Below are 25498 nucleotides of genomic sequence, written 5' to 3' on the forward strand. Positions count from 1 at the left end.
CCTTTTCTTCTTGTTCTTACTGACGACTCAATCGCGTCATTGCCGGAGCCGTTTCAAAGTTCGAGCGGAACGGGTTGATATCGAGCCCTCCGCGTCGGGTATAGCGTGCGTACACCGTTAGTTTCTCGATGTCGAGGCGCTGACTTAAATCCATAAAAATACGTTCAACACATTGTTCATGAAATTCATTGTGATTACGGAACGAGACGATGTAACGCAGTAACGCTGCACGATCAATCACCCGGCCCTGATAATGAATATACAGTGACCCCCAATCCGGTTGATTGGTAATTAAACAGTTTGATTTCAACAGGTGACTGCGTAACTGTTCGGTTACTCTGGCGTCGCCGGCATGCTGCAGCACACTGGGTGTGTAATCATAATTGCTTATCGCAAGGTCGTTATTATCAATGGATTCAGCTGTCCACTCGCCGACGCTGTGGCGGGCATGATCCAGTTCCACTAGTTGTACCTCAACGGCAGCGCCGGCACAATCACTAAGGTCGCGTTGCAACGTGGCTTTGACCTCATCCCAGCTCGTCCACTGACTGCCATTTAAGCTGTTGAGATACAGCTTAAATGACTTGGATTCAATCAGGTTTGGGCTGGTGCAGGGCACAGTAAAATAGCCAATCGCGACCTGTGGCAGTCCATTTGGCAGTAGCCAGGAGATCTCGTACGCAGTCCAATAGTCATCGCCATGAAAAGGTAACGGGGTGTGCTCAGCAAGGCCGATAGGAGTGCGGTTGAGTTGCCGCGGAACGGCTTTTAATAATCCTGCGTCGTAGTGTTCGGGGTACTGGGTGGCCTGACCTAATTCCAGGTGTGCCAGTGGATGTTCTGCAGGAGTTTGCTTCATTGCGTTTGATTACCTTGTTACACTTAGGGACGACTTAGCTTAACGGCCGCTGGTTCTCTTAGGTTGCCGGCAGCCAGTCGAGCATTGTACCGCTGCTATTCTTGAGATGCTAGTTTGCGCACCAAGCGCTGCGTAGCAATTCACGCTTTCAACCTACGCGAGACCTATTGATGACGATCAACGACGCTCTAGATGATTTAATCGCCCGCTATATCGCTGCCTATGAAGCAGCCCGGGTGCCGTTAGTGACGGAAGCCAATGATGCCTGGCAAGCGCCCATTTATACCGCGGCTGTTGGCAATGACGATACGGTTAGCTGGCAACCGGTCCGGCAGCAGCAGGCGTTAGATTTTACCGACCTGGTTAACGCACTTGAAGAACCTTTTCATGAAGATTTTGTGGCATATTTTTCGCGTTGGTTCAGCGCTGATTTAGCGGTGTTATGGGATGAGCATCCACTTTGGTTACTGCATTTACATGGCGATGACGATGCTGAACGTATGCTGGCAAATCAGGCCGGGCACGTGCTGATGAAACGGCGCTTAAAGCAACCGATTACATTGTTTCTGGGGTTGGCAGAGGAATCTGATGATCTGTTGATCACCCTTGATAACCAAACGGGTGTGGTAGGGTTAGAGTTTGTCGGACAAGAACAACACGAAACTCTGGCAGCGACATTGGCGGAATTTTTAACAAAAAGTACTCCAAGAGTGGTAGAAAAGGATGCGGCAATCGGCTAGTTTGTAAGCATTGAACGTTGCAACTGTCTGCAACGCTGAGGTAATTCAGGTGTAACAATGACAACAACAAACAATGAGCAACCAGCGACAGCAACAGCTAAAGGCGAATTGCGTTATCTGGTGGCGGAAGAATTGAAGTTAGCCGCTTCGCTGCTTTATCAGGCTTATCATGACGATCAATTGTTGATGTCACTATTTCAGGCCGACAAAACCGATTACGAAAAACGTTTGCGCGCAGCAATCCGCGAAGAGCTTGCTGCCTTTTGGGAAGCACAACAGCCGATGATTGGCGTTTTTACCGGCGACAGCTTAATTGGCGTTGCCTGTTTAACTGAGCCTGGCAAGAGTTTTGGTCCGGGCCGTTACTGGCATTGGCGCCTGAAAATGCTCCTTACCGCGGGTTACGTGAGTACCAAGCAACTGGTCGATAAAGAAGGGCGGATTCAGGCGGCCATGCAGAAAGAGTTGGGATCTGATCACTATCATATGCTGGCGTTTATCGCGGTGAATCCGCGCTATCAACATCAGGGTTGGGGCGATGTCCTGGTCCAGGCGGCGCAACAGGCACTGACTGACACACCAAGTTCGCAGGGAATTGCCGTGTTTGTCACGCAGCCTCAACATAAACAGTTATTTATTCAGCATGACTACCAGTTGGTTACGCAACTTACGATTGGTGATGTTGCGGGCGAACTGTATTTCTGTCCCAGTGAATCGGCGCGGGCAGCAGTGACGGAGGCGGCTCATGGCTAAAGAAGCGAGTAAAGAGTTTCAATCATTCCGGGAGTTTTATCCCTATTACCTGGCCGAGCATGCTAATCCAAAATGTCGCGCTTTGCATTATATCGGTAGCACTCTGGTGGTGCTGATTTGTGTTGCGGCGGTGGTTCTGCAGCAATGGTGGTGGCTGCTGGCTGTGCCTGTGGTGGGTTACGGCTTTGCCTGGGTTGGACATTTCTTTTTTGAGCATAACCGGCCCGCCACCTTCAAGCATCCCTGGTATTCACTGTTAGGCGACTGGGTTATGTACGGCGAGTTCTTACGCCGCACATTTACTGGCGGCAAAAATCATTCGGGTAGCCGGTAAGCTGGCGTCTGAATAGATAGTAAACGTAAGTTAAGCATCTCTAAATCGCCTTCGTAACGACTTTCGCGGTCGCTACTGAAGGCAAACTGATAATGACTGAGCCAGCCAAGGTGTCGGCCACGACGGGCGATGCGGCCTCCTTGCCAGGCAATATCAAGAAACTGTAGTTCGTTTTGATTACAGTACCGCTGGGCATGCACCCGTGCCAGTTCTGCCTGCCGCCGGCCCTGCCAGAACAACAGGCCAACAAAGCCAATACCAATCAGCAAAATCGCATCAAATAACACCACTTAACGGGCTCCTGTAAATGTTTGCCAGGCCTGGCGAATTTGCTGCGGCAAATCATCGCGTTGCAATAAAATCAGTAGATGTGGTCGCAATCCTGGCAGTCGCAGAAGGTCCGTAAGCAGGGCCGCAAAAATGGCAGCTTGTTGTTGCGCCATCGCATGCAGTAACAGCTCTAAGGCTACTGGATGTTCGGCCATAGGATCGAACGCCCGCCATAATCGCGCGCAGCAAATCACCACTTCATCGGCAGAGGCTTGTTGCAGCACATGTTCGATGGCTGCAGCACTACACTCGGATTGCTCCTGACTTGCCAGACTACGCAACAAATCCGCCCGCAGCTCGTTTGCTTCCGGCTGTTGTTGCAGTTGAGACGCCAGGGATTCGATCATAGCAACGGGCAACTGCTGATGTTCCAAAGCAATGGCCAGTGCCTGGCGCAGCTGCGGCGGATAGCTGACAAAGTTATCACAGATGGCGCGTTGACTGGCAGGTAATTCACCAAGCCGGGCACAGACATCATGTAAACCTTGTACGCCAACATCTTGCCACTGGTCAGGCGTCTCCAGATTACTCTGGGCTAACTCAAAATGGACTGAAGGTGGACGCTGCCAGTGCACACGTAACTGCGCATGTAAGGCGGCACGTTTATCCTCCGCCGGAGTAAACAAATAGGGGCTTTGTTGTAACTGCTGCTCTTGTTCTGAGGTCAGCGCCTGTGTCACTTGCTGACCGAGCAGGGTAATCACCTGCGTAATAAACTCATAAACAGTGCTTTGCTCGAGCAGGCCACGCTCATCAATAGGAAATTTTAAAAACCAGAGAAAAGGATCCTGATTGCTGTCGGCGAGTTTCGGCCAAAACACCAAAGCAAAGCAGGCGTGGCCCTGAATAGGGTAAGGATAGGGCATCGCTTGCTGTTCGATTGCGGCGAAATCGGCGTTGCTGATAGGCTGCACCAGACGGCCTAAGTCGTAACAAAGGTAGCTGCTTTGCCCTTCGTGAAGTAACTGCGTTAAGGTAGAAATACTCATTAAACTTGCATCGGGCTTAATTTTGCTGAAAGATGTGCGCCATTATAACGATTAATCGGTCGTGGAGGTAGTAATGGACCAACGACAACGTGCTGCGCGTTTGTTAGAACGTATCGAAGCCGAGTTAAATGGCCTTGGATTGTGGCAAAGTGAATATCCTGCCGCGCATGAATTGCAGAGCAGTGAACCTTTTGCCATTGATAAACTGGACTTTCACCAGTGGTTGCAGTTCATCATGTTGCCGCGTATGTGGGATGTGATTGACGGTGAACATCCGCTGCCACAAAACATTGCGGTAAGCCCTATGGCGGCGCATGTGTATCGCAATGAACTGGATAATCATGAAGGCCTGATCATTATTCTGCGCGAATTTGATATTTTACTCAGTGGAACGGATCCGCTGGCTGAAGATGTCTGATCTCGACGTCGTTTATGACGATGCTTACCTTATAGCTATAGATAAACCCAGTGGTTTACTTGTCCACCGCAGTTGGCTCGCCAGAGAAGCAACAGAATTCGCGTTGCAACGGGTACGCGATCAAATTGGACAACGGGTCTACCCGGTGCACCGGCTTGATCGGCCCACCTCAGGAATTTTATTATTCGCAAAAGACGCAGATACTGCCCGACTGTTGACCAGCGCTTTTGCCGAGCGCCAGGTACAGAAAGGTTATCATGCAGTAGTGCGGGGCTATCTCGGAGACGGTCAGTTAGATTACCCACTGCGCGAAGAGCTGGACAAAATCGCGGACAAATACGCAGAACAAGATAAAGCAGCGCAGCCGGCCATAACTGACTATCAGTGTTTAGCGCAGATCGAGCTGCCTTTTGCGGTCAGTAAAAAGCATGCGACCACGCGTTATTCATTGATGCACCTGCAACCAAAAACTGGCCGAAAACACCAGTTACGGCGGCACATGTCACATTTGCGTCATCCAATCATCGGTGATACCAATCATGGCGATGGCCGGCACAATAGATTCTTCCGTGACCACTTTGGTTGCCAGCGGCTGTTGCTGGCGGCAACCTCGCTAGAATTCCAGCATCCACATACGCAACAGGCAGTCCAACTTGAACTGCCTGTACCGGAAGAGCTTATGCGGGCGTTTCAGCCGACGGCTTAGTCAGCCGAACGTAAGAGTTCATTGATGCCAACTTTGGCGCGCGTTTTGGCATCTACTTTTTTGACAATGATGGCAGCGTATAAACTGTAGTTGCCATCCTTACCTGGCAGCGAACCTGGCACTACCACCGCTCCTGCCGGCACCCGGCCATAATGAATTTCACCCGTTTCGCGGTCAAAAATGCGGGTACTCTGGCCAATGTAAACCCCCATAGAAATCACCGCACCTTCTTCAACGATGACACCCTCGACGATTTCTGAGCGGGCGCCAATAAAGCAGTTATCTTCGATGATAGTTGGAGTGGCCTGCAATGGCTCAAGCACGCCACCAATACCGACTCCGCCGGACAAATGCACGTTGGCACCGATTTGTGCGCACGAGCCCACAGTTGCCCAGGTGTCAACCATAGTGCCAGCACCGACATAGGCACCAATATTGACGTAGGAGGGCATGAGCACCACGTTGCGGCCAATAAAGGCGCCTTTACGAACCATTGCCGGTGGTACTACGCGCATCCCTTCGGCGCGAAAACGCGCGTCATCATAGCCAATAAATTTACTGTCGACCTTATCGAAGAAGCGTGTTTCACCACCATTCATCAGATGATTGTCGTTAATACGAAATGACAGCAGCACCGCTTTTTTCAACCATTCATTGACGATCCATTTACCGTCCTGTTTTTCCGCTACCCGAAGAGTACCGTTGTCCATACTGGCAATGACGCTGTCTAAGTCTTTGCGTAATTGCGCAGGGACGTGTTTAGGCGAAAGTTCGGCACGTTGCTCGAAAGCGTCTTCGATACGCTGTTGTAATTCAATCATGGTATTTCCTTAACGAATGTAATGCGCCTAGGCGTCGTCTAGTGTCTTCACTATTTGCTCGCGCAATGCTTGTCGCTGCGATTCATCCAGGGCAGTGTTCGCTTCAGTTGCGACAATGAATAAATCCTCAGCTTGCTCGCCAACGGTGGAGATTTTAGCAGTAAGAATATTTAAATCGAGTTCCTGTAACACGCGCGCTACCTGAGCCACTAAACCGGGGCGGTCGAGCGCGGTCAGTTCAAAGGCCGTCCGGCGGGCATTGCGTGATGGTACGAATTCGACTTTCGTGGGCACGGTGAAGCTGCGTAAGCGGCGAGGCAGGCGACGTTGGCTACTCGGCACGGGACGGCGGGCGCGCAAGACATCATGCAATTCCTGCTTCAGCCGTTCAATGTGGCGTGGATCCGTTAGCGGATCGCCGTCGTCCTGCAGCACCACAAAGGTATCCATAACAAAGCCATCGCGGGTCGCGAGGATCTGCGCATCATGAATGCTCAGATTTTGATGATCCAGCACCGCAGCAACTTCTGCAAACAAGTGTTCATGTTCCAGGTGATAGATAAACAGTTCGGTGGTGCCCTGGCGATTTTCGTCACCGACTAAGATCAGGGGCAGCAGCTCATCGTCACTGACTGCCATAATGTACTGCGAATGCCAGGCGATTTGCTCGGGCTGGTGGCGCAGAAAATAATCGGCGGTAAAACGTGACCAGAGTTCTTGCACCTGGCGTACCGGAAAACCTGCGCTAAGCAACAACGCCATAGCATGGGACTGATGCTCGTGGATGCGTTGGCGCATCTCCCGTTGCGGAGACGGCTGCTGCTGTTTCAGGTAATTTGTGGTGGCCTGATAGAGGTTTTCCAGCAAGGTTGCCTTCCAGTTATTCCATAAACTGTTATTGGTGGCACGGATATCGGCAACGGTAAGACAATAGAGGTAGTCGAGTCGGGTCTGGTTATCCACCTGCTTGGCAAACTCTTCAATCACTTCAGGATCATGAATGTCACGCTTTTGTGCGGTGACGGACATGTACAGGTGATGGCGCACTAACCAGGCCACCAGATCCGTGTCGGTTTCTTCCAGTCCATGTTGCAGCCCGAAGTTGCGGGCGTCGAGTTCACCTAATTCTGAGTGATCGCCGCCACGGCCCTTGGCAATGTCATGAAAGATGCCTGCTAAATACAGTAATTCCGGCTTCTCCATATCTTCGACAATGCTGGCACAGAGAGGGAACTCCTCTTCGCCACTTTCAAGGGTGTAGCGGTAAAGGTTTCGTACCAGGCGGAAGGTATGTTCATCGACGGTGTAGGCGTGAAACAAATCAAACTGCATTTGACCGACGATCTGTGCCCATTGTGGCAAGTAGTGGGCCAGCACCTTGTGGCGGTGCATCAGTTCAAACGCCAGGCCGCAACCACGCGGATGCCGCAGCAAACGCATGAATAATTCACGGCATCGTGGCGAATCACTGAGCGGGGCGTTTAGTTCGCGTCTGGCGTTTCGCAACAGGCGTATGGTATGCGCGCGGATGTAGCCAATCTCCGGATGCTCCGCGATCGCCAGAAACAGTTCCAGCAGCTGCTCAGGCTCGGCAAACACGGCATCGCTTTGCGCCGCAATACTCTCGCCCAGCACCTTAAAGTTCGCGTCGATGGTAAAGGTATTCAGATCTTTGGCACTACTGAGAATGGTCTGTGCGAAGAATTGCAGCAACATGTCATTGAGCTCACTGACATCAACCACAGCGTTGAAGTAATCCTTCATCATGGCCTCAACCGCTGCTTTACCACGACCTTCGTAACCCATGCGGGCGGCAACCGCCGGCTGATGATCGAATAACAGCCGGTCTTCTTTTTTGTCAGCCTCAAGATGCAGGGCAAAGCGGATACGCCAGAGGAATTCCTGACATTCACGCAGCTCCAGCAGCTCGGCGGCACTGATGTAGTTGTACTGGACTAAACTCTCATCGCTTTGGGTGTGAAAGTGGCGCTTGGCGATCCAGCCTATGGTTTGAATATCACGTAATCCGCCTGGGCTACTCTTTATATTGGGCTCAAGATTATACGACGTGCCATGAAATTGCTGATGACGCTCATTCTGCTCTGCCAGTTTGGCGTGATAAAACTGGTCACTGGTCCAGGGGAAGCGGTTATGAATCAGTTGTCGCAGGGCTTGTTCTAAATCGGCGTTACCGCTGATGAAGCGTTGTTCCAGCAGACTCGTGGCAACACTTGTGTCGGCAGCAGCTTCGCGTTCGCAATCCTCAATGGTGCGCACACTATGGCCCACGTCCAGGCGTAAATCCCAGAGCATTTGTAGCATGCTGGCGATGGCATCCTGCACGCGTGGAGCTAAGGCTCCGCTATGCAGGAATAACAGATCAATATCCGAGTGTGGATGCAGGGTGCCGCGGCCGTAGCCGCCAACGGCAATCAGCGCCAGGTCGGTTTCGGCTAAATCGAGTTGCTGCCAGAGTTGGTGTAACAAGCTATCGATGAAGGCGCTGCGATCCGTCAGCAGGCTTTCAATGTCAGCGGTAACAAAGGCTTCTGCCGACCAACGTTGATAGCGTTCTAAACACTCTCGCCCAGCACTTACGGTAATCGGGCTGGGCCAGTGTATGTCAGCTACCGAGCTGGTCATTAAGAGGCTTCCGCATGCTCGATGACCCGGGGAAAATCTTCGTCTTTACGTAACGTCAGAACTTCGACGCCAGTTTCAGTGACCAACAGAGTATGCTCCCATTGCGCGCTCAAGCTGCGGTCTTTGGTGAGTACGGTCCAGCCGTCACGTAATAGTTTGGTGTGACGTTTACCAGCATTGACCATAGGTTCGATGGTAAAACACATCCCCGCCTTTAACACTTCACCGGTACCCGGCGAACCGTAATGTAAAATCTGTGGTTCTTCATGGAAGACTGCACCGATACCATGGCCACAGTATTCGCGAACAATGGAGTAACCATGTTGCTCAGCGTGCTTCTGGATAACCGCCGCAAAGTCGCCAATATGTAGGCCGGGACGAACCATCTTTATGGCTTTATAGAGTGATTCCTGAGTGACCCGGATTAAGCGTTCAGCCAAAATACTGGGCTGGCCGACAACAAACATCTTGGACGTATCACCATGGTAGCCGTCGAGTTTGACGGTAACGTCCAGGTTCATGATGTCGCCGTCTTTCAGCGGTTTGTCGTTGGGAATACCGTGACAGACAACATGATTTAACGACGTACAAACCGATTTCGGGAAGCCATGGTAGTTTAAAGGTGCGGGGTAGGCGTTGTGCTCGACAATATAGTCGTGGCAGATTTTATCCAACGCTTCGGTGGTAACGCCGGCCTTTATATGCGGTTCAATCATTTCCAATACGGAGGCCGCCAGTTTACCGGCAGCGCGCATTTTTTCAATTTCATCCGGCGTTTTAATCGTAATACTCATGCGTTGTCCTATGTCTCCTACCGCAGTCTCGTACTGCGTCTCGTACTGTGTCGTACTCTAACCTCGTGTAATGGCGCGTATAATAGCATTTGCAAGACGGTCGGGAAAGCGCTTCGAACGCCAATAAAGCTTGCGCCACGTGGCTTTTTCATGGTATAAAGCGCCCGCAATTTCAATTGCAAAAACGATATTAACTAAACCACACACATACATCGACACATAGATCGGGGTGCTCAAAGGCGAAAGCTGCGGGTCGAACTATGGGATGTATGGAGGCATAACCCCTTAAAAAGGAAAGATAAAATGGCTAACGTATCAATGCGTGATATGCTCAAAGCTGGTGTCCATTTCGGTCACCAAACCCGCTTCTGGAACCCGAAAATGAAACCTTTTATTTTCGGCGCACGTAACAAAATTCATATCATCAACCTGGAAAAAACAGTGCCAATGTTCAACGACGCGTTGAACTCATTGCAACACGTTGCTGCAAACAAAGGTAAAATCTTGTTTGTCGGTACTAAGCGTGCGGCAGCTGAATCTGTACAAGAAGCAGCGGTTAACTGTAATCAGTTCTTCGTCAACCATCGTTGGTTGGGCGGCATGTTGACTAACTGGAAAACAGTTCGTCAGTCAATCAAGCGCCTGAAAGAACTCGAAATCATGAGCCAGGACGGTACTTTTGAGAAGTTAACCAAGAAAGAAGCCTTGGTAAACACCCGCGAAATGGAAAAGCTTGAAAAGAGCCTTGGCGGTATCAAGAACATGGCTGGCCTGCCAGACGTATTGTTTGTTATCGATGCTGATCACGAACACATCGCTATCAAAGAAGCGAATAACCTTGGGATTCCAGTTATCGCAGTCGTTGATACGAACTCAAACCCTGATGGCGTAGATTACGTTATTCCAGGTAACGACGATGCGATCCGCGCAATTCAATTGTACTTGAACGCTGCCGCAGCAGCTGTAAACGACGCACGTGGTGCAGTTGTTGAAGGTAAAGCTGACGACTTCGTTGAAGCGGAAGAAACTGAATAAAACATCCGAATAGAGGAAATTTACACATGGCTATTACAGCAGCTCTGGTAAAAGAACTGCGCGAGCGCACTGGCGCTGGCATGATGGATTGCAAAAAAGCTTTGGAAGAAACCAATGGTGACATCGAAGCGGCCATCGAGAACATGCGTAAGAGTGGTCAGGCGAAAGCAGCTAAGAAAGCTGGTCGCGTAGCCGCTGAAGGTGTCATTTTGACTAAGACTGACGGCAACGTTGGTACTTTGGTTGAATTGAACTGTGAAACTGACTTTGTTGCCCGTGATGAAAACTTCTTGTCGTTTGGTGAGAAAGTTATCGACGCAGCCTTCGCCAACAAAGAAACTGATGTTGAGAAGCTGAAAGCGACCGAGATCGACGACGGTACCGTTGAAGAAGTTCGTGAGCGTCTGGTTGCTAAAATCGGTGAGAACATGAATGTTCGCCGGGTTATCACCGTTGAAGGTGGTGATTTGGTTGAAGCTTATGTTCACGGCGGTCGTATCGGTGTATTGGTTGCCATTACTGGTGGTGATCAGGAACTGGCGAAAGACCTGGCAATGCACGTTGCAGCAAGCGCTCCACAGTTTGTGAAGCCGGAAAATGTTGACGCTGAAGTTGTTGACCGTGAGCGTCAGATTCAGCTGGACATCGCTATGCAAAGTGGCAAGCCACAAGAAATCGCTGAGAAAATGGTCGAAGGTCGTATGCGCAAATTCACTGGCGAAATCAGTTTGACTGGCCAGGCATTTGTGAAAGATCCTTCTATCACCGTTGGCGATTTGCTCAAGCAGAAAGGTGCTGATGTACTTACTTTTGTACGTTTCGAAGTAGGTGAAGGTATTGAGAAGAAATCTGAAGATTTCGCTGCCGAAGTACAAGCTCAAATGGCTGCTGCGAAAAAGGCGTAATGCCCATGTCGCTATCGACGACGCACAGTTAAAGCTAAAAACCGCATTCCATGTAGTTGGGATGCGGTTTTTTTTCGCGTAAAGTGAGACCATGCGCTTAACGCAATTCAATTTCACCGTTTATGCTGCACAGGGAGCAACCAAATGACCGCAATGACAAAACCGGCCTACCGACGAATTTTACTGAAGCTAAGTGGCGAAGCATTAATGGGCGAAGAACCCTTTGGTATCGATGCAAAAGTACTCGACCGGATGGCCCATGAAATTAAAGAACTGGTAGAACTCGGTGTACAGGTTGGCCTGGTCATCGGTGGCGGTAACCTGTTCCGCGGTGAAGGTTTAGCGAAGGCGGGTATGAACCGGGTGGTCGGCGACCATATGGGGATGCTGGCGACCGTGATGAACGGTTTAGCCATGCGCGATGCATTGCATCGGGCATTTGTAAACGCGCGCTTAATGTCAGCAATTGAACTTAACGGCGTATGCGATAGTTACAATTGGGCTGATGCGATTAGTTTACTCAAGTCAGGCCGGGTTGTGATTTTCTGTGCTGGTACCGGAAATCCGTTTTTTACAACGGATTCGGCGGCTTGCTTGCGCGGCATCGAAATTGAAGCCGAGTTGGTTTTGAAAGGCACCAAGGTTGATGGCGTTTACTCAGCAGATCCAAATACTGACAGCAATGCACAACTCTATCCGCAAATCAGTTATAATGATGTACTGCAACAACAATTGAAAGTGATGGACCTTGCTGCATTCACCCTGGCACGCGATCATAAATTACCGATTCGGGTATTTAATATGAATAAGCCAGGCGCACTGCGAGCGGTGATTATGGGCTCAGAAGAGGGCACCTTAATCGCCAGCGACGAAATGCTTGAACGGTTGTCATCAAGAATTTAAAAGGGAAAGTACAGTGATTAACGAAATTAAATTAGATGCCAAACAACGCATGGAAAAAACAGTTGAATCCTTGCGTTCACAAATCTCAAAAGTCCGCACCGGCCGTGCACACCCAAGTATACTTGATAGTGTGACGGTGAATTATTACGGTGTCGAAACACCGCTGAAGCAGCTTGCTAATATTACCATTGAAGATTCGCGTACTTTAGCTCTTACGGTATTTGATAAGTCATCAAGTGGTGCTGTTGAAAAAGCCATCATGACTTCTGATCTGGGCTTGAATCCAGCTGCGGCAGGAGCTGTTATTCGTATTCCATTACCTGCATTGACGGAAGAACGTCGCCGCGATCTGGTGAAAATTGTTCGAGCTGAAGCTGAACAAGGTCGCGTGGCGATCCGCAACATCCGTCGTGATGCCAACAGCGATCTGAAAGAACTGCTGAAAGAAAAAGAAATTACTGAAGATGAAGAACATCGCGGTAACGAAGAAATCCAGAAATTGACAGATACTTTCGTAGCAAAAATCGATGACTTATTGGCGGATAAAGAACGCGACTTGATGGAAGTCTAATTCACCGCTTTATCTCTCATTGGTTCCAGGCGCCGTGTTCGGTTACACTCGCACGGCGTTTTTATTTTTACGGCAGCGCGAATGGAAACTATCGATTTCGAACAAATCAGGCTACCCAAACATGTCGCTATCATCATGGATGGTAATGGTAGATGGGCACAGTTACGCGGTAAGCATCGCACCTTCGGGCATAAAGCCGGCGCTGAAGCAGTTCGCCGGGCTGTTACCTTTGCCCGACAAAAGGGAATTCAATCGCTGACGCTGTTCGCGTTTAGCAGCGAAAACTGGAAACGACCGCAACAGGAAGTTTCCGTGCTGATGGACTTATTTTTTACTGTCCTTAAGCGAGAAGTAAAAAAACTACATAAACACAATGTGCGGTTGCGAATTATTGGTGACAAACAAGCGTTTTCCGATAAGTTGCAGCAACGCATTGCTGAAGCCGAAGCTCTGACCGCAGCAAATACCGCCTTAACCTTGAACATCGCCGCCAACTATGGTGGTCGTTGGGACATTGCCCACGCCGCAAAGCAGTTGGCGGAAGCGGTGCAAGCAGGTAAGCTAAGTGTTGAAGATATTTCTGAGGACAAGCTTGCTGACAAGCTTTGTTTAGCCGAGCAACCGGCGCCGGACTTACTCATCCGGACCGGGGGCGAGCACCGGGTAAGCAACTTTTTATTGTGGCAGCTTGCTTATGCCGAGTTCTACTTTGCCGATGTGTTATGGCCCGACTTTGACGAGCACGCGTTTGCGCGTGCCATAGCCGACTTTAGTTGTCGTGAGCGGCGGTTTGGCCTAACCAGTGCACAGGTACAACAAGCCATCCTCGATACTGATGTAACTACTGGGGAGTAAGCGTGTTAAAACAACGTCTGATAACAGCTCTCATTCTTCTACCCCTAGCGTTGTACTGTGTTTTTGGTCTCGCATTAGAGTGGTTTGCGGCCGTCATCACTGTGGTGATGATTGGCGCTGCATGGGAATGGTCGCCGATCATGGGTCTGAAACGCCCCCTAAGCCGGGTGCTCTATACCTTATCGGTAGGCCTGGCGCTGGCGGGATTACAGTGGTGGATCCCACTTTCACAGATCTGGCAAGCTGAACAGCTTCACCCCGTTTATTTCTGGCTGCTGATCGCTGGCGGCGGTTGGTGGGCAATCGCCACATTGCTGGTATTAAATTACCCCGGAAGCCGGCGTTTGTGGTCGCGAACGCGTTCGATTGTAGGCGTGTTTGGCTATTTAACCTTAATTCCTGCGGCGGCCGGTATGTTTGCCGTCCGTTCACTAAATTATACGACGGAGCCGTTATTTGGTGGTTTCGTTCTGTTGTTCATTTTGCTGTTGGTTTGGGCGGCCGATGTTGGTGCTTATTTCGCCGGTGTGCGCTATGGCCGCAATAAACTTATGCCAGCCGTTAGTCCGGGAAAAACCATGGAAGGCCTATGTGGCGGTGTTGCGTTAGCATTCGTGGTGATGATGGTGGTCGCCCAGTGGATACAGGTCCCGGCTGCGGATTACAGTGGCTTTTATTTTACCGGATTATTAACCGTGGTGGTTTCAGTATTTGGTGATTTAACTGAAAGTATGTTCAAGCGCTGTGCTGGAGTAAAAGACAGTGGCGCTTTGCTGCCGGGTCATGGTGGATTACTGGACCGTATCGATAGCCTTACCGCCGCCTTACCTGTCTTTACCCTCGCTTATTTATGGTTACTGCTATGATGCACCGGCTTTGCCTTCTTGGTGCAACCGGTTCAATCGGCGCAAGCACCTTAGCAGTATTACGGCAACAACCGCAGCGTTTTAAGTTATATGCGGTAACAGCACACAGCAATGTCGAACAGTTGCTGGCGATTTGCCAGGAGTTCCAACCGGAAGTGGCCGTCATGGTTGATGAACAGGCGGCACAGCGACTGGCAGCAGCCTTAACTCATTCGACGACGCGCGTCCTGAGCGGCGCCAAAGCCGTCGCTGAAATAGCTGCCGATAGCCATAGCGATACAGTTATGGCGGCAATTGTCGGGGGCGCTGGGCTAGTACCTACGTTTGCTGCCGTGCGCGCGGGCAAACGGGTTTTGTTGGCAAACAAAGAAGCGCTGGTAATGTCGGGCCAACTCTTTATTGATGCTGCAGCGGCGAGTGGAGCACAAATCCTACCCGTAGACAGTGAGCACAACGCCATTTTTCAGTGTTTGCCCGGCGCAGTACAAGACCAGTTGGGGCATTGTGACCTCAGCGGCGCGGGGATTCACAAAATTCTGTTGACCGGCTCCGGCGGGCCCTTTCGCGATCTGCCGTTGACGGAGCTCGCGCAACAAACTCCTGCCGCGGCGTGTGCCCATCCGAACTGGGATATGGGGCAAAAGATTTCAGTCGATTCTGCCACCATGATGAATAAAGGGTTGGAGTATATTGAAGCCCGCTGGCTGTTTAATTGTACCGCCGAGCAGCTTGATGTGGTACTGCACCCACAGAGCGTCATTCATTCGATGGTCAGCTATGCTGACGGTTCGGTTCTGGCGCAAATGGGACAACCGGATATGCGTACTCCTATCGCGCACTGCTTAAGTTATCCTGAACGGATTTCGAGTGGAGTAAAACCGCTGGATTTCTTAACTATCGGCAATTTAAGTTTTGCAGCCGCAGACAGCGCGCGTTACCCTTGCCTCGATTTGGCCATGCAGGCATGTTGGCAAGGGCAATGGGCGACCACCACACTCAATGCAGCGAATGAAGTTGCCGTTGCTGCTTTTTTGGCGGAACAGATTAAATTCACCTCGATTGCGACTATCTGTGCAGAGGTGATCGAGCAGGTACAGCGAGCGAATAACGTGACTGCATTGAACTCCATCGATGCAATTTTGTCTCTTGATGGTCAAGCGCGTGCCTATGCACGTGAACGAATTAAACGGGTTGAGACATGCTAGATATTATTTGGTCACTTGGGGCATTTATTGTCACGCTGGGCGTGCTGGTGACCTTTCATGAATTTGGTCACTTCTGGGTCGCGCGCAAGTGTGGGGTAAAAGTACTCACTTTCTCCGTCGGCTTTGGCAAAGCGTTTTGGCAACGCCGGGGCAAGGACGGCACCCTTTATCAGCTGAGTCGTATTCCCCTTGGTGGCTATGTACGCATGCTCGACGAGCGGGTCGATGATGTGTCAGCCGCCGATCGCGATAAAAGCTTCAATTCGAAATCTGTAGCTAAGCGGGCGGCGATTGTGGCAGCGGGTCCTGTAGCTAACTTTATTTTGGCAATTGTGGTGTTGTGGGGCATGTTTCTGATTGGCGTGCCTTCGGTCAAGCCTATGCTCGGAAGTATCACGCCTGACTCAGTTGCAGCGCAGGCTGAATGGCCAACCCCGAGTGAAGTTGTGGCCGTCAATGGCACCGAAACCGTGGACTGGCAACAAGTGAATCTGGCTTTTGCTGCAGCCCTTGGCGACGATACTGCAACGGTAACAGTGGAAGACGAACAACAACGCTTACATACCGTAACGCTTGATATAAGCTCGTGGCGCTTGAGCGAAGAACAGATACCAACGTTTATGGCGCTGGGTTTACAACCCTACCAGCCTGAAGTCTTCACTGAACTTGCGTATATACAGGAGAACTCACCGGCTGCAGCGGCAGGCTTGCAGGAAGGGGATAAAATTCTCGCGTTCGATGGAACTCTCATGCGCGATTGGTCTCAAATACGAGATGCAATCATGGCGGCGCCAGGAGCATCGGTTGAGCTAACGATTGAAAGGCAACAACAGCAGCTGACTGTGCCGGTGGAAATCGGCGAACGAGAGGTGGCAGGAGAAAACTATGGTTTTCTCGGAGTGGAACCTCGTCGCGAAGCCTATCCGGAAGCGTATCGATTTGTACAACAATACGGTATAGTGGATGGCCTAGTGAAAGGTGCTGAACGCACCTGGGGGTTAATGGTCCTCAGTGTGCAAATGATTGGCAAATTGATTACCGGAACAGTATCGGTCACAAATCTAAGTGGCCCGGTAGCAATCGCAGAGGGTGCAGGTGTTTCTGCGAGCTATGGATTGGTTTACTTTTTAGGGTTTCTCGCGCTAATCAGTGTTAATCTCGGTATCATTAATCTGGTACCCTTACCGATGCTTGATGGCGGGCATTTAATGTTCCTCGCGATTGAAAGTGTTCGTAAGAAAGCGGTCTCGGAACGAGTCCAGGAGATTAGTTACCGTATAGGTGGCGCACTGATTTTTGCACTGATGGCAATTGCAATCAGCAATGATGTTTTGCGATTACTTCGGTGAGAATAAATTTACAATAAACAAATAAGTAGCACAGAATGACGTTGAAAAAGCTATTTTTAAGTGCCCTTGTAGCGGGTGCTGCATTACCAGCCTACAGTGCTGACGAATTTGTCGTAGAAGATATTCGGGTTCGCGGTTTACAGCGTGTCGCTTTAGGCGCTGCTTTAACCTACATTCCTATTCGCGTTGGCGACAGTGTTGATAGTGAGAACATTCAAACCTCTATTCGCGCATTGTACTCCTCGACGCATTTTAACGACATCGTCGTGCGTCGTGTCGGTGACACTTTAGTTTTCGAAGTGACTGAGCGTCCGACCATTAGTGCCATCGAATTTGATGGTAATAGTGATATTAAAGATGAACAGTTGGTCCAGAGCTTGACTGATCAGGGCATCATCGAAGGTGAGCCCCTTGATCTGACGACGATTTCCAGCATTGAAACTGGCCTGGAAGACTTCTATCACTCTATCGGTAAGTATAGCGCCGAGGTCAACGTCAATATCATCAAGTTGCCGCGTAATCGCGTGCGACTTGAAATCGATTTTGATGAGGGCGAGTCTGCTGAAATTCAGCAAATTAACATCGTCGGCAATAGTATGTTTAGTGACGATGAATTACTCGCGAACCTTGAACTGAAAGATAAGTTGCCGTGGTGGAATTTCCTCGGCGCGCGTCAATATCAAAAGCAACAGCTTAGCGGTGACCTTGAAACCTTAGAGTCGTTCTATAAAGACCGTGGTTATCTGACATTCCGCCTTGAGTCTGTGCAAGTTAGTATGACACCTGATCGTTCAGGGGTTTATATCACCCTGAATATCGATGAGGGCGAGATTTTTAATGTCCGCGAAACCAGCGTGATTGGTGATTTACGTGGGCAGGGTGAAGTCGTGAAGCGACTGACTAAAATCGAACCTGGTACACGTTACAGTGCTGCACAAATTACCTATCTGGAAGAGCTGGTTGCTAAGGTCTATGGTCGTTACGGCTATGCCTATCCGGAAGTTCGCGCAATCCCTGAAATTGATGAAGAGACCAACGAAGTTGATCTTATCTTCTCCGTTGACCCGGGCAAACGGGTTTACGTTAACCGCATCAAATTCCGCGGTAACAGTGTGACCCAGGACGAAGTACTGCGCCGCGAAATGCGCCAGTTCGAAGGCGCACCGTTAAACGATGATATGGTCGAGCAGGGCAAAGTTAGGCTTGAACGTCTGGGTTTTTTTGAGACTGTAGAAAGCAGCACCAATCGCGTAAACGGTCGTGAGGATCTGGTCGATATCGAATATCTGGTTAAGGAACAGCCATCCGGCTCATTCAACTTTATGTTGGGTTACGGTGACTATTCCAAGTTGCAGATCGGTGTCGGTGTTTCACAGGACAACTTCCTGGGTACAGGTAACCGTGCAGCAATTAACATCAATACCAACCGTTTCAATAAATCCGTTAGCTTGTCGTACATGGATCGCTATTTCACCAAAGATGGCGTGAACTTGTCAGGACAGGTGTTTATGAGCGAATTTGACGCCGGGCGTCAGGAAAACCTGATCCGCTATAACACCAAGCGGATAGGCATTGGCGGTAATCTGAGCTTTCCAATTAACGAAGTGAGCAGTTTAAGCATTGGTGCCATGGCACGTCGTGAAGAAGTCACTAACGTTGAAGGCTATGAACAGGTTAAACGTTTCTACCAGCCGTACCTGGATGAGCAAAATCCAAACTCTGGTGTAGCGTTCGATATGCTGTCACTGGAAGCTGGTTGGCAACGGGTCACACTTAATCGTGGAACTTATCCAACAGCGGGAACGTCAAACCGTATTAATGCGGAAGTTACGGTGCCAGGAAGTGACATTCGCTATTTCCGGGTGAGCTACGACTTTAAGCATTATTTGCCGATTACCAACGACCATAGCTTTGTATTACTGACACGTTTTAATGTGGGCTACGGTAACGGTTACGGTTCCGATGACAATGGCAACGATTATATATTCCCGTTCTACGAGAATTTCCGTATTGGCGGTAAAGACGATTTACGTGGTTTTGAAGCCAATACTGTAGGGCCACGTGCTGTCTACCGTTATCCGGACTCGATCTCAGGACCGCCGAACTATTACGGTATTCCAAGTGATTTGCCAGTTGGTCCTGGTGCTGATACGTTAGCAGTGAGTCAGTACTCAGTAGGCGGTAACGCTATGTACACCGGCGGTATCGAATTAATTGTACCGACACCTTTTGTTAACGAAGAGACCAAGAACTCAGTTCGTACCAGTATCTATGTTGACGTAGGTAGCGTTTGGGATACAGAATTCCAATACGAAGAGTTCAGTCAGTTAGAACAAACCGGGAACCCGGATTTCCGTTTGTATGACTTTAGTTCACCGAGTTTATATCGGGCGTCTGCAGGTATAGCCGTACAATGGATATCACCTATGGGCCCATTGACCTTTGCTTTAGGTCGTCCAATCAAGACCTACGAGGGCGATCGTACGCAATCATTTAGTTTCAACTTTGGCACGACGTTCTAATAAGTAAGAATAATACGTCGGGCTATTACATTTTGAAGAACAGGAGTATTCACGTGAAAGTATTAATGAAAACCACAGTTGCAGCAGCACTTTTATCTACAGCATTTTTTGCCAACGCTGCTGAAGCACAGCAAAAAATCGGCTTTGTCAGCATGCAGAATGTGTTCCAACAGCTGCCACAAGCACAGCAAATTTCTGAGCGTTTGCAACAAGAGTTCGCTGATGATTTTGCTGCATTGGAGAAAATGACAACCGAGCTACAAGGCCTGCAGGAAAAAGCCGAGCGTGATGCGCAAATCATGTCTCCGACTGAGCGTCTCGAAATTAGCCGTGAAATCGAAATGCTGGAAACACGTCGTCAACTTAAGTACAAAGCACTTCGTGAAGACAGTGAACGCCGTCAGCAGGAAGAGCGTAACAAGCTTATGCGTGACATCGTCCGTGAAGCACAGACCGTTGCACAAGCGGAAGGTTACGACATGGTATTGAACGATGGTTCAGTCCTTTACGCTGGTGAAGAGCTTGACCTTACCGATGAAGTTATTGCGAAAATGACTGGCGGAAACTAAGTCAGATGCAGCAACAAACTTTGCAACAATTAGCATCGGTGATTGATGCTGAGATTGTCGGTGATGAGCAGCAGTTTATCACCGGCGTTGCAACTCTTGCCTCGGCCAAGCCGGGGCAAATTGCATTTTTAGCCAACGAAAAATATCGTTCTCAGCTTGAAGCAACCAAGGCCAGCGCGGTTATTGTTGCGCCGAACGTTGAATTGCCGAAAGGGTTATCCGCGTTAGTGACGAAAAACCCCTATGCTGGGTTTGCCAAAATCGCGCAACAGCTGGATACCACACCCAAGGCAGCGCAGGGCATTGATCCTTCGGCTCAGATCGCCAGCAGTGCTGAACTCGGTGCTGGTGTTGCTATTGGCCCATTAACCATTATCGCGGACAACGTGGTAATTGGCGACAATGTGCAAATTGGCGCCGGCAGTTATATCGGTCCCGGGGTTAAGATTCAGGCAAACACTAAGATTTGGCAGCAGGTAGTGATTTACCATAACTGTGAAATTGGTGCGGACTGTTTGATCCATAGTGGTGTCGTTATAGGTGCAGATGGTTTTGGTTGGGCGAACGAAGCCGGCAAGTGGGTTAAGATCCCGCAGCTTGGCCGGGTGATTATTCATGATCGCGTCGATATTGGTGCCAATACCACTATTGATCGTGGCGCACTAGATGACACCATTATCAGCAGTGGCTGTATAATCGATAATCAGTGCCAGATCGCTCATAATGTGTTTATTGATGAAGACACAGCGATAGCCGGTTGCACCGTGCTTGCGGGTAGTTGCCGAATTGGCAAACGCTGCCTAATCGGTGGCGCAACGGCGATTAACGGCCACATTGAGATTTGTGACGATGTCCAAATCAGCGGTTTTTCGATGGTTATCAAAGGCATCACTGAACCCGGTGTGTACGCGTCAGGAATTCCGGCGGCACCGCATCGCGAATGGCGCCGTAATGGTGCGCGTTATCGTCAGCTTGATGATTTGTTCCAACGCGTCAAAACAATCGAGAAAAAACTCGCCGATTAAATTCAATAATTGGAGATCCAATTTTGTCTGCCTCTGACTCAGCTTTTAATATTCAAGAAATTATGCGGTTGTTACCGCATCGTTATCCTTTTTTACTGGTCGACAAAGTCATCAGTTGTGATGCACAAACGCAAATTCATGCGGTGAAAAATATCACCGTAAATGAAGACTTATTTAATGGTCACTTCCCTGGTAACCCGATTTTTCCGGGCGTACTGATTCTGGAGGCGTTAGCCCAGGCTGCCGGTCTGTTAGGTTTTAAAATCACCGAAAGCAAGCCCGGAGCCAATGACCTATACTTATTCGCAGGCGTCGATAACGCGCGTTTTAAGCGTCAGGTCATTCCCGGTGACGCGCTGCATTTGCATGTGACTTTTGAAAAGGAACGTCGCGGTATATGGGTGTTCAAGGGAAGAGCTGAAGTCGACGGTCAACTGGCCTGCAGTGCCGATATCATTTGCGCGAGAAGAGAAACTTAAGTGATTCATTCAACAGCGATTATTGATAGTAAAGCCGTAATTGGAAAGAACGTCGAGATCGGCCCTTACAGCATTGTCGGGGCCGATGTCGTGATTGGTGATGATTGCTGGATAGGTCCGCATGTGGTACTTAAAGGCCCGACGGTCCTGGGCAAAGGTAACCGCATCTTTCAGTTCGCTTCAGTTGGCGAAGATTGCCAGGACAAAAAGTATAATGGCGAACCCACCCGGCTTGAAATTGGCGATAACAATGTCATTCGCGAATGTGTCACTATTCATCGCGGCACGGTTCAGGATCAAAGCCTTACCAGAATTGGCAGCAATAACTTACTCATGGCTTATGTGCATGTGGCTCATGATTGCATCGTCGGTGATAACGTGATTCTTGCCAACAATACAACTCTTGCTGGTCACGTGCATGTTGGCGACTGGGCAATTTTGGGCGGCTTTACCGGCGTCCACCAGTTCTGCCATATTGGTGAGCATGCATTTACCGCAGTGAACTCTGTGGTGGTGCAGGATGTTCCCCCTTATGTCATGGCGCAGGGGCATAACGCAGTACCCCGTACCATTAACAGCGAAGGCTTAAAACGCCGCGGCTTTAGCAAAGAGCAGGTCATGACGATAAAACGCGCCTTTAAGACGCTGTATCGGAAAGGCCTTACTGTTGATGAAGCAGTCCACGAAATGAAAACCTGGCAAGCCGAAGAACTCAATGAATTGATTCGTTTTGTCCAGCATAGCTCCCGCGGCATTATTCGTTAACCAATGCGTACAGATAAACCGCTTTTGATTGCTGTGATCGCCGGTGAACATTCCGGCGATTTGCTTGGCGCTGGTTTGCTAAGGGAATTACGGCAACGGCAGCCAAACATCGAGTTTATTGGGGTCGGTGGGCCCTTAATGGAAGCCGAAGGTTTGACCAGCTTAGTGCCGATGGATGACCTGGCGGTGATGGGCCTGGCCGAAGTTCTGGGCCGTCTGCGGACATTGTTAGCGCACCGCAAATTTCTCATTACGACCTTCCTTGAGCGTCAACCTGACTTGTTTATTGGTGTCGATGCGCCTGACTTTAACCTGCCGGTAGCGAAACGTCTTAAGGCTGCGGGTATTCCAACTATGCATTATGTAAGTCCAAGCGTTTGGGCGTGGCGTCAGGGACGGATCAAAGGTATTAAACAAAGCGTTGACCATGTGCTGTGTTTATTGCCATTTGAAAAAGAGTTTTACGACAAGCATCAGTTGCCCGCAACGTTTGTCGGGCATCCTCTGGCAGATTCTATTCCGCTGGAATGGGATCAGAAGCAAGCGCGGCAGGACATTAATCTGACCGCAAGCGACGTCGAACAACGCCAGGTAGTGGCGTTATTACCTGGTAGCAGGGCTGGTGAAATTGCGCGTTTAGGGCCCGTGTTTTTGCAGGCAGCGCAGCAGTATCTGCAACGTCATCCACAGACATTATTTATTAGTCCGATGATTTCAGCCGCGCGGGCAGAACAGTTTCGAACACTGCAGCAGCAACTTGCCCCGGAGTTACCGTTAAAACTTATTGATGGTCAGTCGCGCACAGCGATGGCCGCCGCCGATGCGCTGGTGCTGACGTCAGGTACAGTAACCCTGGAGGCCATGCTGATAAAACGGCCAATGGTGGTCGCCTATCGTTTTAACTGGCTGACCTATCAAATTATGCGGCACATGTTTAAGGCTCCTTTCTTTAGTTTGCCTAACCTGCTTGCCGGCCGCGAGCTGGTGCCGGAACTGCTGCAAAGTGAAGTGAACCCTGAAACTATCGTAAAAGCGCTGGAACGGCAGCTGGCCGCAGCTGATCATGGCGGCCTTATTACCACTTTCACAGAATTACACCAACAGTTACGGCGCGATGCCGACAAGGTGAGTGCAGAGGTTGCGCTGAGCTTAGTAACAGAGGGAAATAGTTCGCTTTAATCGAACGAAAAGCGCTTATTTTCGCACTAATTATTCAATTTAATTCCAGCTATACTATGAGTTCACAGGTTAAATGAGGTGAACCATGGGATTATTAGTAGAAGGTCAATGGCAAGATAAATGGTACGACACCGAGGAAAACGAGGGTCGTTTCGAGCGTAGCGCCGCACAGTTTCGTAACTGGATAAGTGCCGATACTGAGGCGGAATTTCCAGCGCAATCCGGTCGCTATCACTTGTATGTTTCCTATGCTTGTCCGTGGGCACACCGTACCCTGATCTTCCGCAAGCTTAAGGGCCTGGAAGAGCATATTTCGGTTTCAGCAGTACATCCACTGATGCTTGAAAATGGCTGGGAGTTTGGCGCCGATGAGCTTGCCGATCCGCTCTACCAGAATGACTACCTGTATCAGTTGTATTTGCGTGCCGACTCCGACTATAGCGGGCGGGTTACCGTACCGGTGCTATGGGACAAAGAGAAGCAAACCATTGTCAGCAATGAGTCGGCGGATATTATTCGCATGCTGAACAGCGAATTTAATGCTATTACCGGCAACACACATGACTTCTACCCTGAGCGCCTGCGTGACGAAATCGATTCCGTCAACGATCTGGTTTATGACACCATTAATAATGGCGTTTACAAGTGTGGTTTTGCTACCCGGCAGGCAGCCTATAACGAAGCCTTTGATGCGTTATTCGCGACTCTCGACAAGCTTGAAAAACGACTGAGCGGGCAACGGTTTTTGGCGGGTGATCAGGTGACTGAGGCCGATTGGCGGCTGTTTACCACACTGGTAAGGTTTGACACGGTGTATTTCAGCCATTTTAAAACTAACCAACAACGCATCATTGATTATCCGGCTCTGTGGGACTACGTAAAAGCGCTTTATCAAGTGCCTGGAGTTGCCGGAACCGTGGTTATGGATCACATTAAAACCCATTACTATGCAAGTCACACCATGATTAATCCGACGCAGATCATTCCGCGCGGTCCGGCAATTGATTTCCATGCATCACATCGGCGTGGGGAGGTACTATGAGTGTTATTTTAAGTCGTCATCGGGGCATACCTGCACAAGATGGTGCGGGAGTTAAGCTGACCCGAATTGTCAATCAACCGAGCTTGCGCTATCAGGATCCCTTTCTGATGCTTGATGAATTTCGCTCCGACAACCCTAATGACTATATTGCCGGTTTCCCGCCGCACCCGCATCGTGGTTTTGTGACCCTGACCTATATGCTGGCCGGACGTATGGAACATAAAGATTCCGTTGGCAACACCGGCCTGGTGGCAGGTGGCGGGGCGCAATGGATGAAGGCCGCACGTGGTATCATTCATGCAGAGATGCCACAACAGGTGGACGGCCTGATGTGGGGCTTTCAGTTGTGGATTAACCTGCCAGCTAAAGACAAAATGGCGGCAGCTGAGTGGGCGGACTATCCGGCCGAGAAAATTCCGGAACTGCAGGTTGGCGCAGTCACAGTAAGAGTTGTTGCCGGTGAGTTAGCTGCTGCGGAAGGCCCTTTGCTGGGGCCGGTACAGCAAACTGAGCAAGGCTTTCAAATGCTGGATGTGCGGTTTACTGGCAGCGATGAATGGCAGCATCATGGGGACGGTCAGGAAACCCGTTTGGCGTATGTCTATCAGGGCGAGGTCGAGGTGAATGGCGAGGCAGTCGCGCGTGGCGAACTGGTCCGTCTTGATCCCAATGCTGTACTGACATTGCGTTCCGCTGGTGAGGCTGGCATGCTGCTGTTATCAGGTCGGCCGATTGGCGAACCCGTCGCACAATACGGTCCATTTGTGATGAATACACAAGCGGAAATTGAGCAAGCCATCCGAGATTATCAAAGTGGCAAACTGACCGCGTAGCAACAGGA

27 protein-coding genes are annotated in these 25498 nt (G+C 50.0%); 21 read left to right on the top strand and 6 right to left on the bottom strand.

Going from position 1 to position 25498, the window contains the following annotated elements:
- Nucleotides 1–16: 16 nt before the first annotated feature.
- On the bottom strand, nt 17–859 hold the full coding sequence (queF, locus tag CWI69_RS02520; RefSeq protein ID WP_126761588.1) for an NADPH-dependent 7-cyano-7-deazaguanine reductase QueF: 843 nt from the start codon (nt 857–859) through the stop codon (nt 17–19).
- Nucleotides 860–1029: 170 nt separating this feature from the next.
- On the opposite strand from queF, the gene CWI69_RS02525 reads away from it, so the two are divergent.
- The 3 genes from CWI69_RS02525 to CWI69_RS02535 are packed head-to-tail and all read left to right on the top strand — an operon-like array spanning nt 1030 to nt 2686.
- A complete protein-coding gene (locus tag CWI69_RS02525; protein ID WP_126761589.1) occupies nt 1030–1599 on the top strand; it encodes a SecY-interacting protein Syd in 570 nt (189 codons plus the stop codon).
- 57 nt (nt 1600–1656) lie between these two features.
- A complete protein-coding gene (locus CWI69_RS02530) occupies nt 1657–2352 on the top strand; it encodes a GNAT family N-acetyltransferase (RefSeq protein WP_126761590.1) in 696 nt (231 codons plus the stop codon).
- Entirely contained in the window at nt 2345–2686 is a 342-nt protein-coding gene (locus CWI69_RS02535; RefSeq protein ID WP_126761591.1) for an Mpo1-like protein, read from the top strand. Before CWI69_RS02530 ends, CWI69_RS02535 begins: the two co-directional genes overlap by 8 nt.
- On the opposite strand, the gene CWI69_RS02540 is transcribed toward CWI69_RS02535, so the two are convergent.
- On the bottom strand, nt 2668–2976 hold the full coding sequence (locus CWI69_RS02540) for a DUF3301 domain-containing protein (RefSeq protein ID WP_198678867.1): 309 nt from the start codon (nt 2974–2976) through the stop codon (nt 2668–2670). The genes CWI69_RS02535 and CWI69_RS02540 overlap by 19 nt on opposite strands.
- On the bottom strand, nt 2977–4005 hold the full coding sequence (locus CWI69_RS02545; protein WP_126761593.1) for a DUF3549 family protein: 1029 nt from the start codon (nt 4003–4005) through the stop codon (nt 2977–2979).
- 73 nt (nt 4006–4078) lie between these two features.
- On the opposite strand from CWI69_RS02545, the gene CWI69_RS02550 reads away from it, so the two are divergent.
- Both CWI69_RS02550 and truC read left to right on the top strand, forming a co-directional pair.
- Nucleotides 4079–4423 (top strand): YqcC family protein, encoded by a 345-nt coding sequence (locus tag CWI69_RS02550; protein WP_126761595.1) that lies wholly within the window; start codon nt 4079–4081, stop codon nt 4421–4423.
- Complete coding sequence (gene truC / locus CWI69_RS02555; protein WP_126761597.1) at nt 4416–5129, top strand: tRNA pseudouridine(65) synthase TruC; 714 nt, start codon at nt 4416–4418, stop codon at nt 5127–5129. Before CWI69_RS02550 ends, truC begins: the two co-directional genes overlap by 8 nt.
- Here the strand turns inward: truC and dapD are convergent.
- From dapD to map, 3 genes are read right to left on the bottom strand one after another with little or no spacing between them, the layout of a single operon-like run.
- Nucleotides 5126–5950: a 2,3,4,5-tetrahydropyridine-2,6-dicarboxylate N-succinyltransferase gene (gene dapD, locus CWI69_RS02560; protein WP_126761599.1), complete on the bottom strand. Its 825-nt coding sequence runs from the start codon at nt 5948–5950 to the stop codon at nt 5126–5128. The genes truC and dapD overlap by 4 nt on opposite strands.
- Before the next feature lie 27 nt (nt 5951–5977).
- The gene (gene glnD, locus CWI69_RS02565; protein ID WP_126761601.1) at nt 5978–8593 is read right to left on the bottom strand and encodes a [protein-PII] uridylyltransferase; all 2616 of its coding nucleotides are present in this window, start codon (nt 8591–8593) and stop codon (nt 5978–5980) included.
- Nucleotides 8593–9387: a type I methionyl aminopeptidase gene (gene map, locus CWI69_RS02570; protein ID WP_126761603.1), complete on the bottom strand. Its 795-nt coding sequence runs from the start codon at nt 9385–9387 to the stop codon at nt 8593–8595. The genes glnD and map overlap by 1 nt, the downstream gene beginning before the upstream one ends.
- 303 nt (nt 9388–9690) lie before the next feature.
- Here map and rpsB point away from each other — a divergent pair, with 303 nt between their 5' ends.
- From rpsB to CWI69_RS02650, 16 genes are all read left to right on the top strand, one after another.
- A complete protein-coding gene (rpsB, locus tag CWI69_RS02575; protein ID WP_126761605.1) occupies nt 9691–10422 on the top strand; it encodes a 30S ribosomal protein S2 in 732 nt (243 codons plus the stop codon).
- 26 nt (nt 10423–10448) lie between these two features.
- Entirely contained in the window at nt 10449–11327 is an 879-nt protein-coding gene (gene tsf, locus CWI69_RS02580) for a translation elongation factor Ts (RefSeq protein ID WP_126761607.1), read from the top strand.
- A gap of 144 nt (nt 11328–11471) precedes the next feature.
- A complete protein-coding gene (gene pyrH, locus CWI69_RS02585) occupies nt 11472–12230 on the top strand; it encodes a UMP kinase (RefSeq protein WP_126761609.1) in 759 nt (252 codons plus the stop codon).
- A gap of 13 nt (nt 12231–12243) precedes the next feature.
- Nucleotides 12244–12801 (top strand): ribosome recycling factor, encoded by a 558-nt coding sequence (gene frr, locus CWI69_RS02590; protein ID WP_126761611.1) that lies wholly within the window; start codon nt 12244–12246, stop codon nt 12799–12801.
- Between the two features lie 81 nt (nt 12802–12882).
- Nucleotides 12883–13656, top strand: coding sequence for a polyprenyl diphosphate synthase (gene uppS, locus CWI69_RS02595; protein WP_126761613.1), 774 nt, complete (start codon nt 12883–12885; stop codon nt 13654–13656).
- Nucleotides 13657–13658: 2 nt separating this feature from the next.
- On the top strand, nt 13659–14522 hold the full coding sequence (locus CWI69_RS02600; protein WP_126761614.1) for a phosphatidate cytidylyltransferase: 864 nt from the start codon (nt 13659–13661) through the stop codon (nt 14520–14522).
- On the top strand, nt 14522–15727 hold the full coding sequence (gene ispC / locus CWI69_RS02605) for a 1-deoxy-D-xylulose-5-phosphate reductoisomerase (RefSeq protein ID WP_126762804.1): 1206 nt from the start codon (nt 14522–14524) through the stop codon (nt 15725–15727). Before CWI69_RS02600 ends, ispC begins: the two co-directional genes overlap by 1 nt.
- Nucleotides 15721–17076 (top strand): sigma E protease regulator RseP, encoded by a 1356-nt coding sequence (rseP, locus tag CWI69_RS02610; RefSeq protein WP_126761616.1) that lies wholly within the window; start codon nt 15721–15723, stop codon nt 17074–17076. The genes ispC and rseP overlap by 7 nt, the downstream gene beginning before the upstream one ends.
- Before the next feature lie 35 nt (nt 17077–17111).
- Entirely contained in the window at nt 17112–19598 is a 2487-nt protein-coding gene (gene bamA, locus CWI69_RS02615) for an outer membrane protein assembly factor BamA (protein ID WP_126761618.1), read from the top strand.
- A 53-nt stretch (nt 19599–19651) separates the two neighbouring features.
- The gene (locus CWI69_RS02620) at nt 19652–20167 is read left to right on the top strand and encodes an OmpH/Skp family outer membrane protein (RefSeq protein ID WP_126761620.1); all 516 of its coding nucleotides are present in this window, start codon (nt 19652–19654) and stop codon (nt 20165–20167) included.
- A 5-nt stretch (nt 20168–20172) separates the two neighbouring features.
- Nucleotides 20173–21192, top strand: coding sequence for a UDP-3-O-(3-hydroxymyristoyl)glucosamine N-acyltransferase (gene lpxD, locus CWI69_RS02625; protein ID WP_126761622.1), 1020 nt, complete (start codon nt 20173–20175; stop codon nt 21190–21192).
- Between the two features lie 23 nt (nt 21193–21215).
- Entirely contained in the window at nt 21216–21671 is a 456-nt protein-coding gene (fabZ, locus tag CWI69_RS02630; RefSeq protein WP_126761624.1) for a 3-hydroxyacyl-ACP dehydratase FabZ, read from the top strand.
- Entirely contained in the window at nt 21672–22436 is a 765-nt protein-coding gene (gene lpxA, locus CWI69_RS02635; protein ID WP_126761626.1) for an acyl-ACP--UDP-N-acetylglucosamine O-acyltransferase, read from the top strand.
- Nucleotides 22437–22439: 3 nt separating this feature from the next.
- On the top strand, nt 22440–23615 hold the full coding sequence (lpxB, locus tag CWI69_RS02640; RefSeq protein WP_126761628.1) for a lipid-A-disaccharide synthase: 1176 nt from the start codon (nt 22440–22442) through the stop codon (nt 23613–23615).
- An 85-nt stretch (nt 23616–23700) separates the two neighbouring features.
- Nucleotides 23701–24657, top strand: a complete 957-nt coding sequence (locus tag CWI69_RS02645) for a glutathione S-transferase family protein (RefSeq protein ID WP_126761630.1) — start codon at nt 23701–23703, stop codon at nt 24655–24657.
- Entirely contained in the window at nt 24654–25490 is an 837-nt protein-coding gene (locus CWI69_RS02650) for a pirin family protein (RefSeq protein ID WP_126761632.1), read from the top strand. Before CWI69_RS02645 ends, CWI69_RS02650 begins: the two co-directional genes overlap by 4 nt.
- Nucleotides 25491–25498: the final 8 nt, after the last annotated feature.

Origin of the sequence: Pseudidiomarina halophila (assembly GCF_003987215.1) — a bacterium.
Lineage (GTDB): Bacteria > Pseudomonadota > Gammaproteobacteria > Enterobacterales > Alteromonadaceae > Pseudidiomarina > Pseudidiomarina halophila.

Coding starts and splice junctions, on each gene's coding strand:
- glnD (WP_126761601.1), bottom strand. CDS start 8,593: ATGACCAGCTCGGTAGCTGACATACACTGGCCCAGCCCGATTACCGTA.
- tsf (WP_126761607.1), top strand. CDS start 10,449: ATGGCTATTACAGCAGCTCTGGTAAAAGAACTGCGCGAGCGCACTGGC.
- map (WP_126761603.1), bottom strand. CDS start 9,387: ATGAGTATTACGATTAAAACGCCGGATGAAATTGAAAAAATGCGCGCT.
- queF (WP_126761588.1), bottom strand. CDS start 859: ATGAAGCAAACTCCTGCAGAACATCCACTGGCACACCTGGAATTAGGT.
- bamA (WP_126761618.1), top strand. CDS start 17,112: ATGACGTTGAAAAAGCTATTTTTAAGTGCCCTTGTAGCGGGTGCTGCA.
- rpsB (WP_126761605.1), top strand. CDS start 9,691: ATGGCTAACGTATCAATGCGTGATATGCTCAAAGCTGGTGTCCATTTC.
- lpxB (WP_126761628.1), top strand. CDS start 22,440: ATGCGTACAGATAAACCGCTTTTGATTGCTGTGATCGCCGGTGAACAT.
- pyrH (WP_126761609.1), top strand. CDS start 11,472: ATGACCGCAATGACAAAACCGGCCTACCGACGAATTTTACTGAAGCTA.
- CWI69_RS02530 (WP_126761590.1), top strand. CDS start 1,657: ATGACAACAACAAACAATGAGCAACCAGCGACAGCAACAGCTAAAGGC.
- truC (WP_126761597.1), top strand. CDS start 4,416: ATGTCTGATCTCGACGTCGTTTATGACGATGCTTACCTTATAGCTATA.
- dapD (WP_126761599.1), bottom strand. CDS start 5,950: ATGATTGAATTACAACAGCGTATCGAAGACGCTTTCGAGCAACGTGCC.
- lpxD (WP_126761622.1), top strand. CDS start 20,173: ATGCAGCAACAAACTTTGCAACAATTAGCATCGGTGATTGATGCTGAG.
- CWI69_RS02550 (WP_126761595.1), top strand. CDS start 4,079: ATGGACCAACGACAACGTGCTGCGCGTTTGTTAGAACGTATCGAAGCC.
- CWI69_RS02545 (WP_126761593.1), bottom strand. CDS start 4,005: ATGAGTATTTCTACCTTAACGCAGTTACTTCACGAAGGGCAAAGCAGC.
- CWI69_RS02535 (WP_126761591.1), top strand. CDS start 2,345: ATGGCTAAAGAAGCGAGTAAAGAGTTTCAATCATTCCGGGAGTTTTAT.
- uppS (WP_126761613.1), top strand. CDS start 12,883: ATGGAAACTATCGATTTCGAACAAATCAGGCTACCCAAACATGTCGCT.
- ispC (WP_126762804.1), top strand. CDS start 14,522: ATGCACCGGCTTTGCCTTCTTGGTGCAACCGGTTCAATCGGCGCAAGC.
- CWI69_RS02525 (WP_126761589.1), top strand. CDS start 1,030: ATGACGATCAACGACGCTCTAGATGATTTAATCGCCCGCTATATCGCT.
- CWI69_RS02650 (WP_126761632.1), top strand. CDS start 24,654: ATGAGTGTTATTTTAAGTCGTCATCGGGGCATACCTGCACAAGATGGT.
- CWI69_RS02645 (WP_126761630.1), top strand. CDS start 23,701: ATGGGATTATTAGTAGAAGGTCAATGGCAAGATAAATGGTACGACACC.
- rseP (WP_126761616.1), top strand. CDS start 15,721: ATGCTAGATATTATTTGGTCACTTGGGGCATTTATTGTCACGCTGGGC.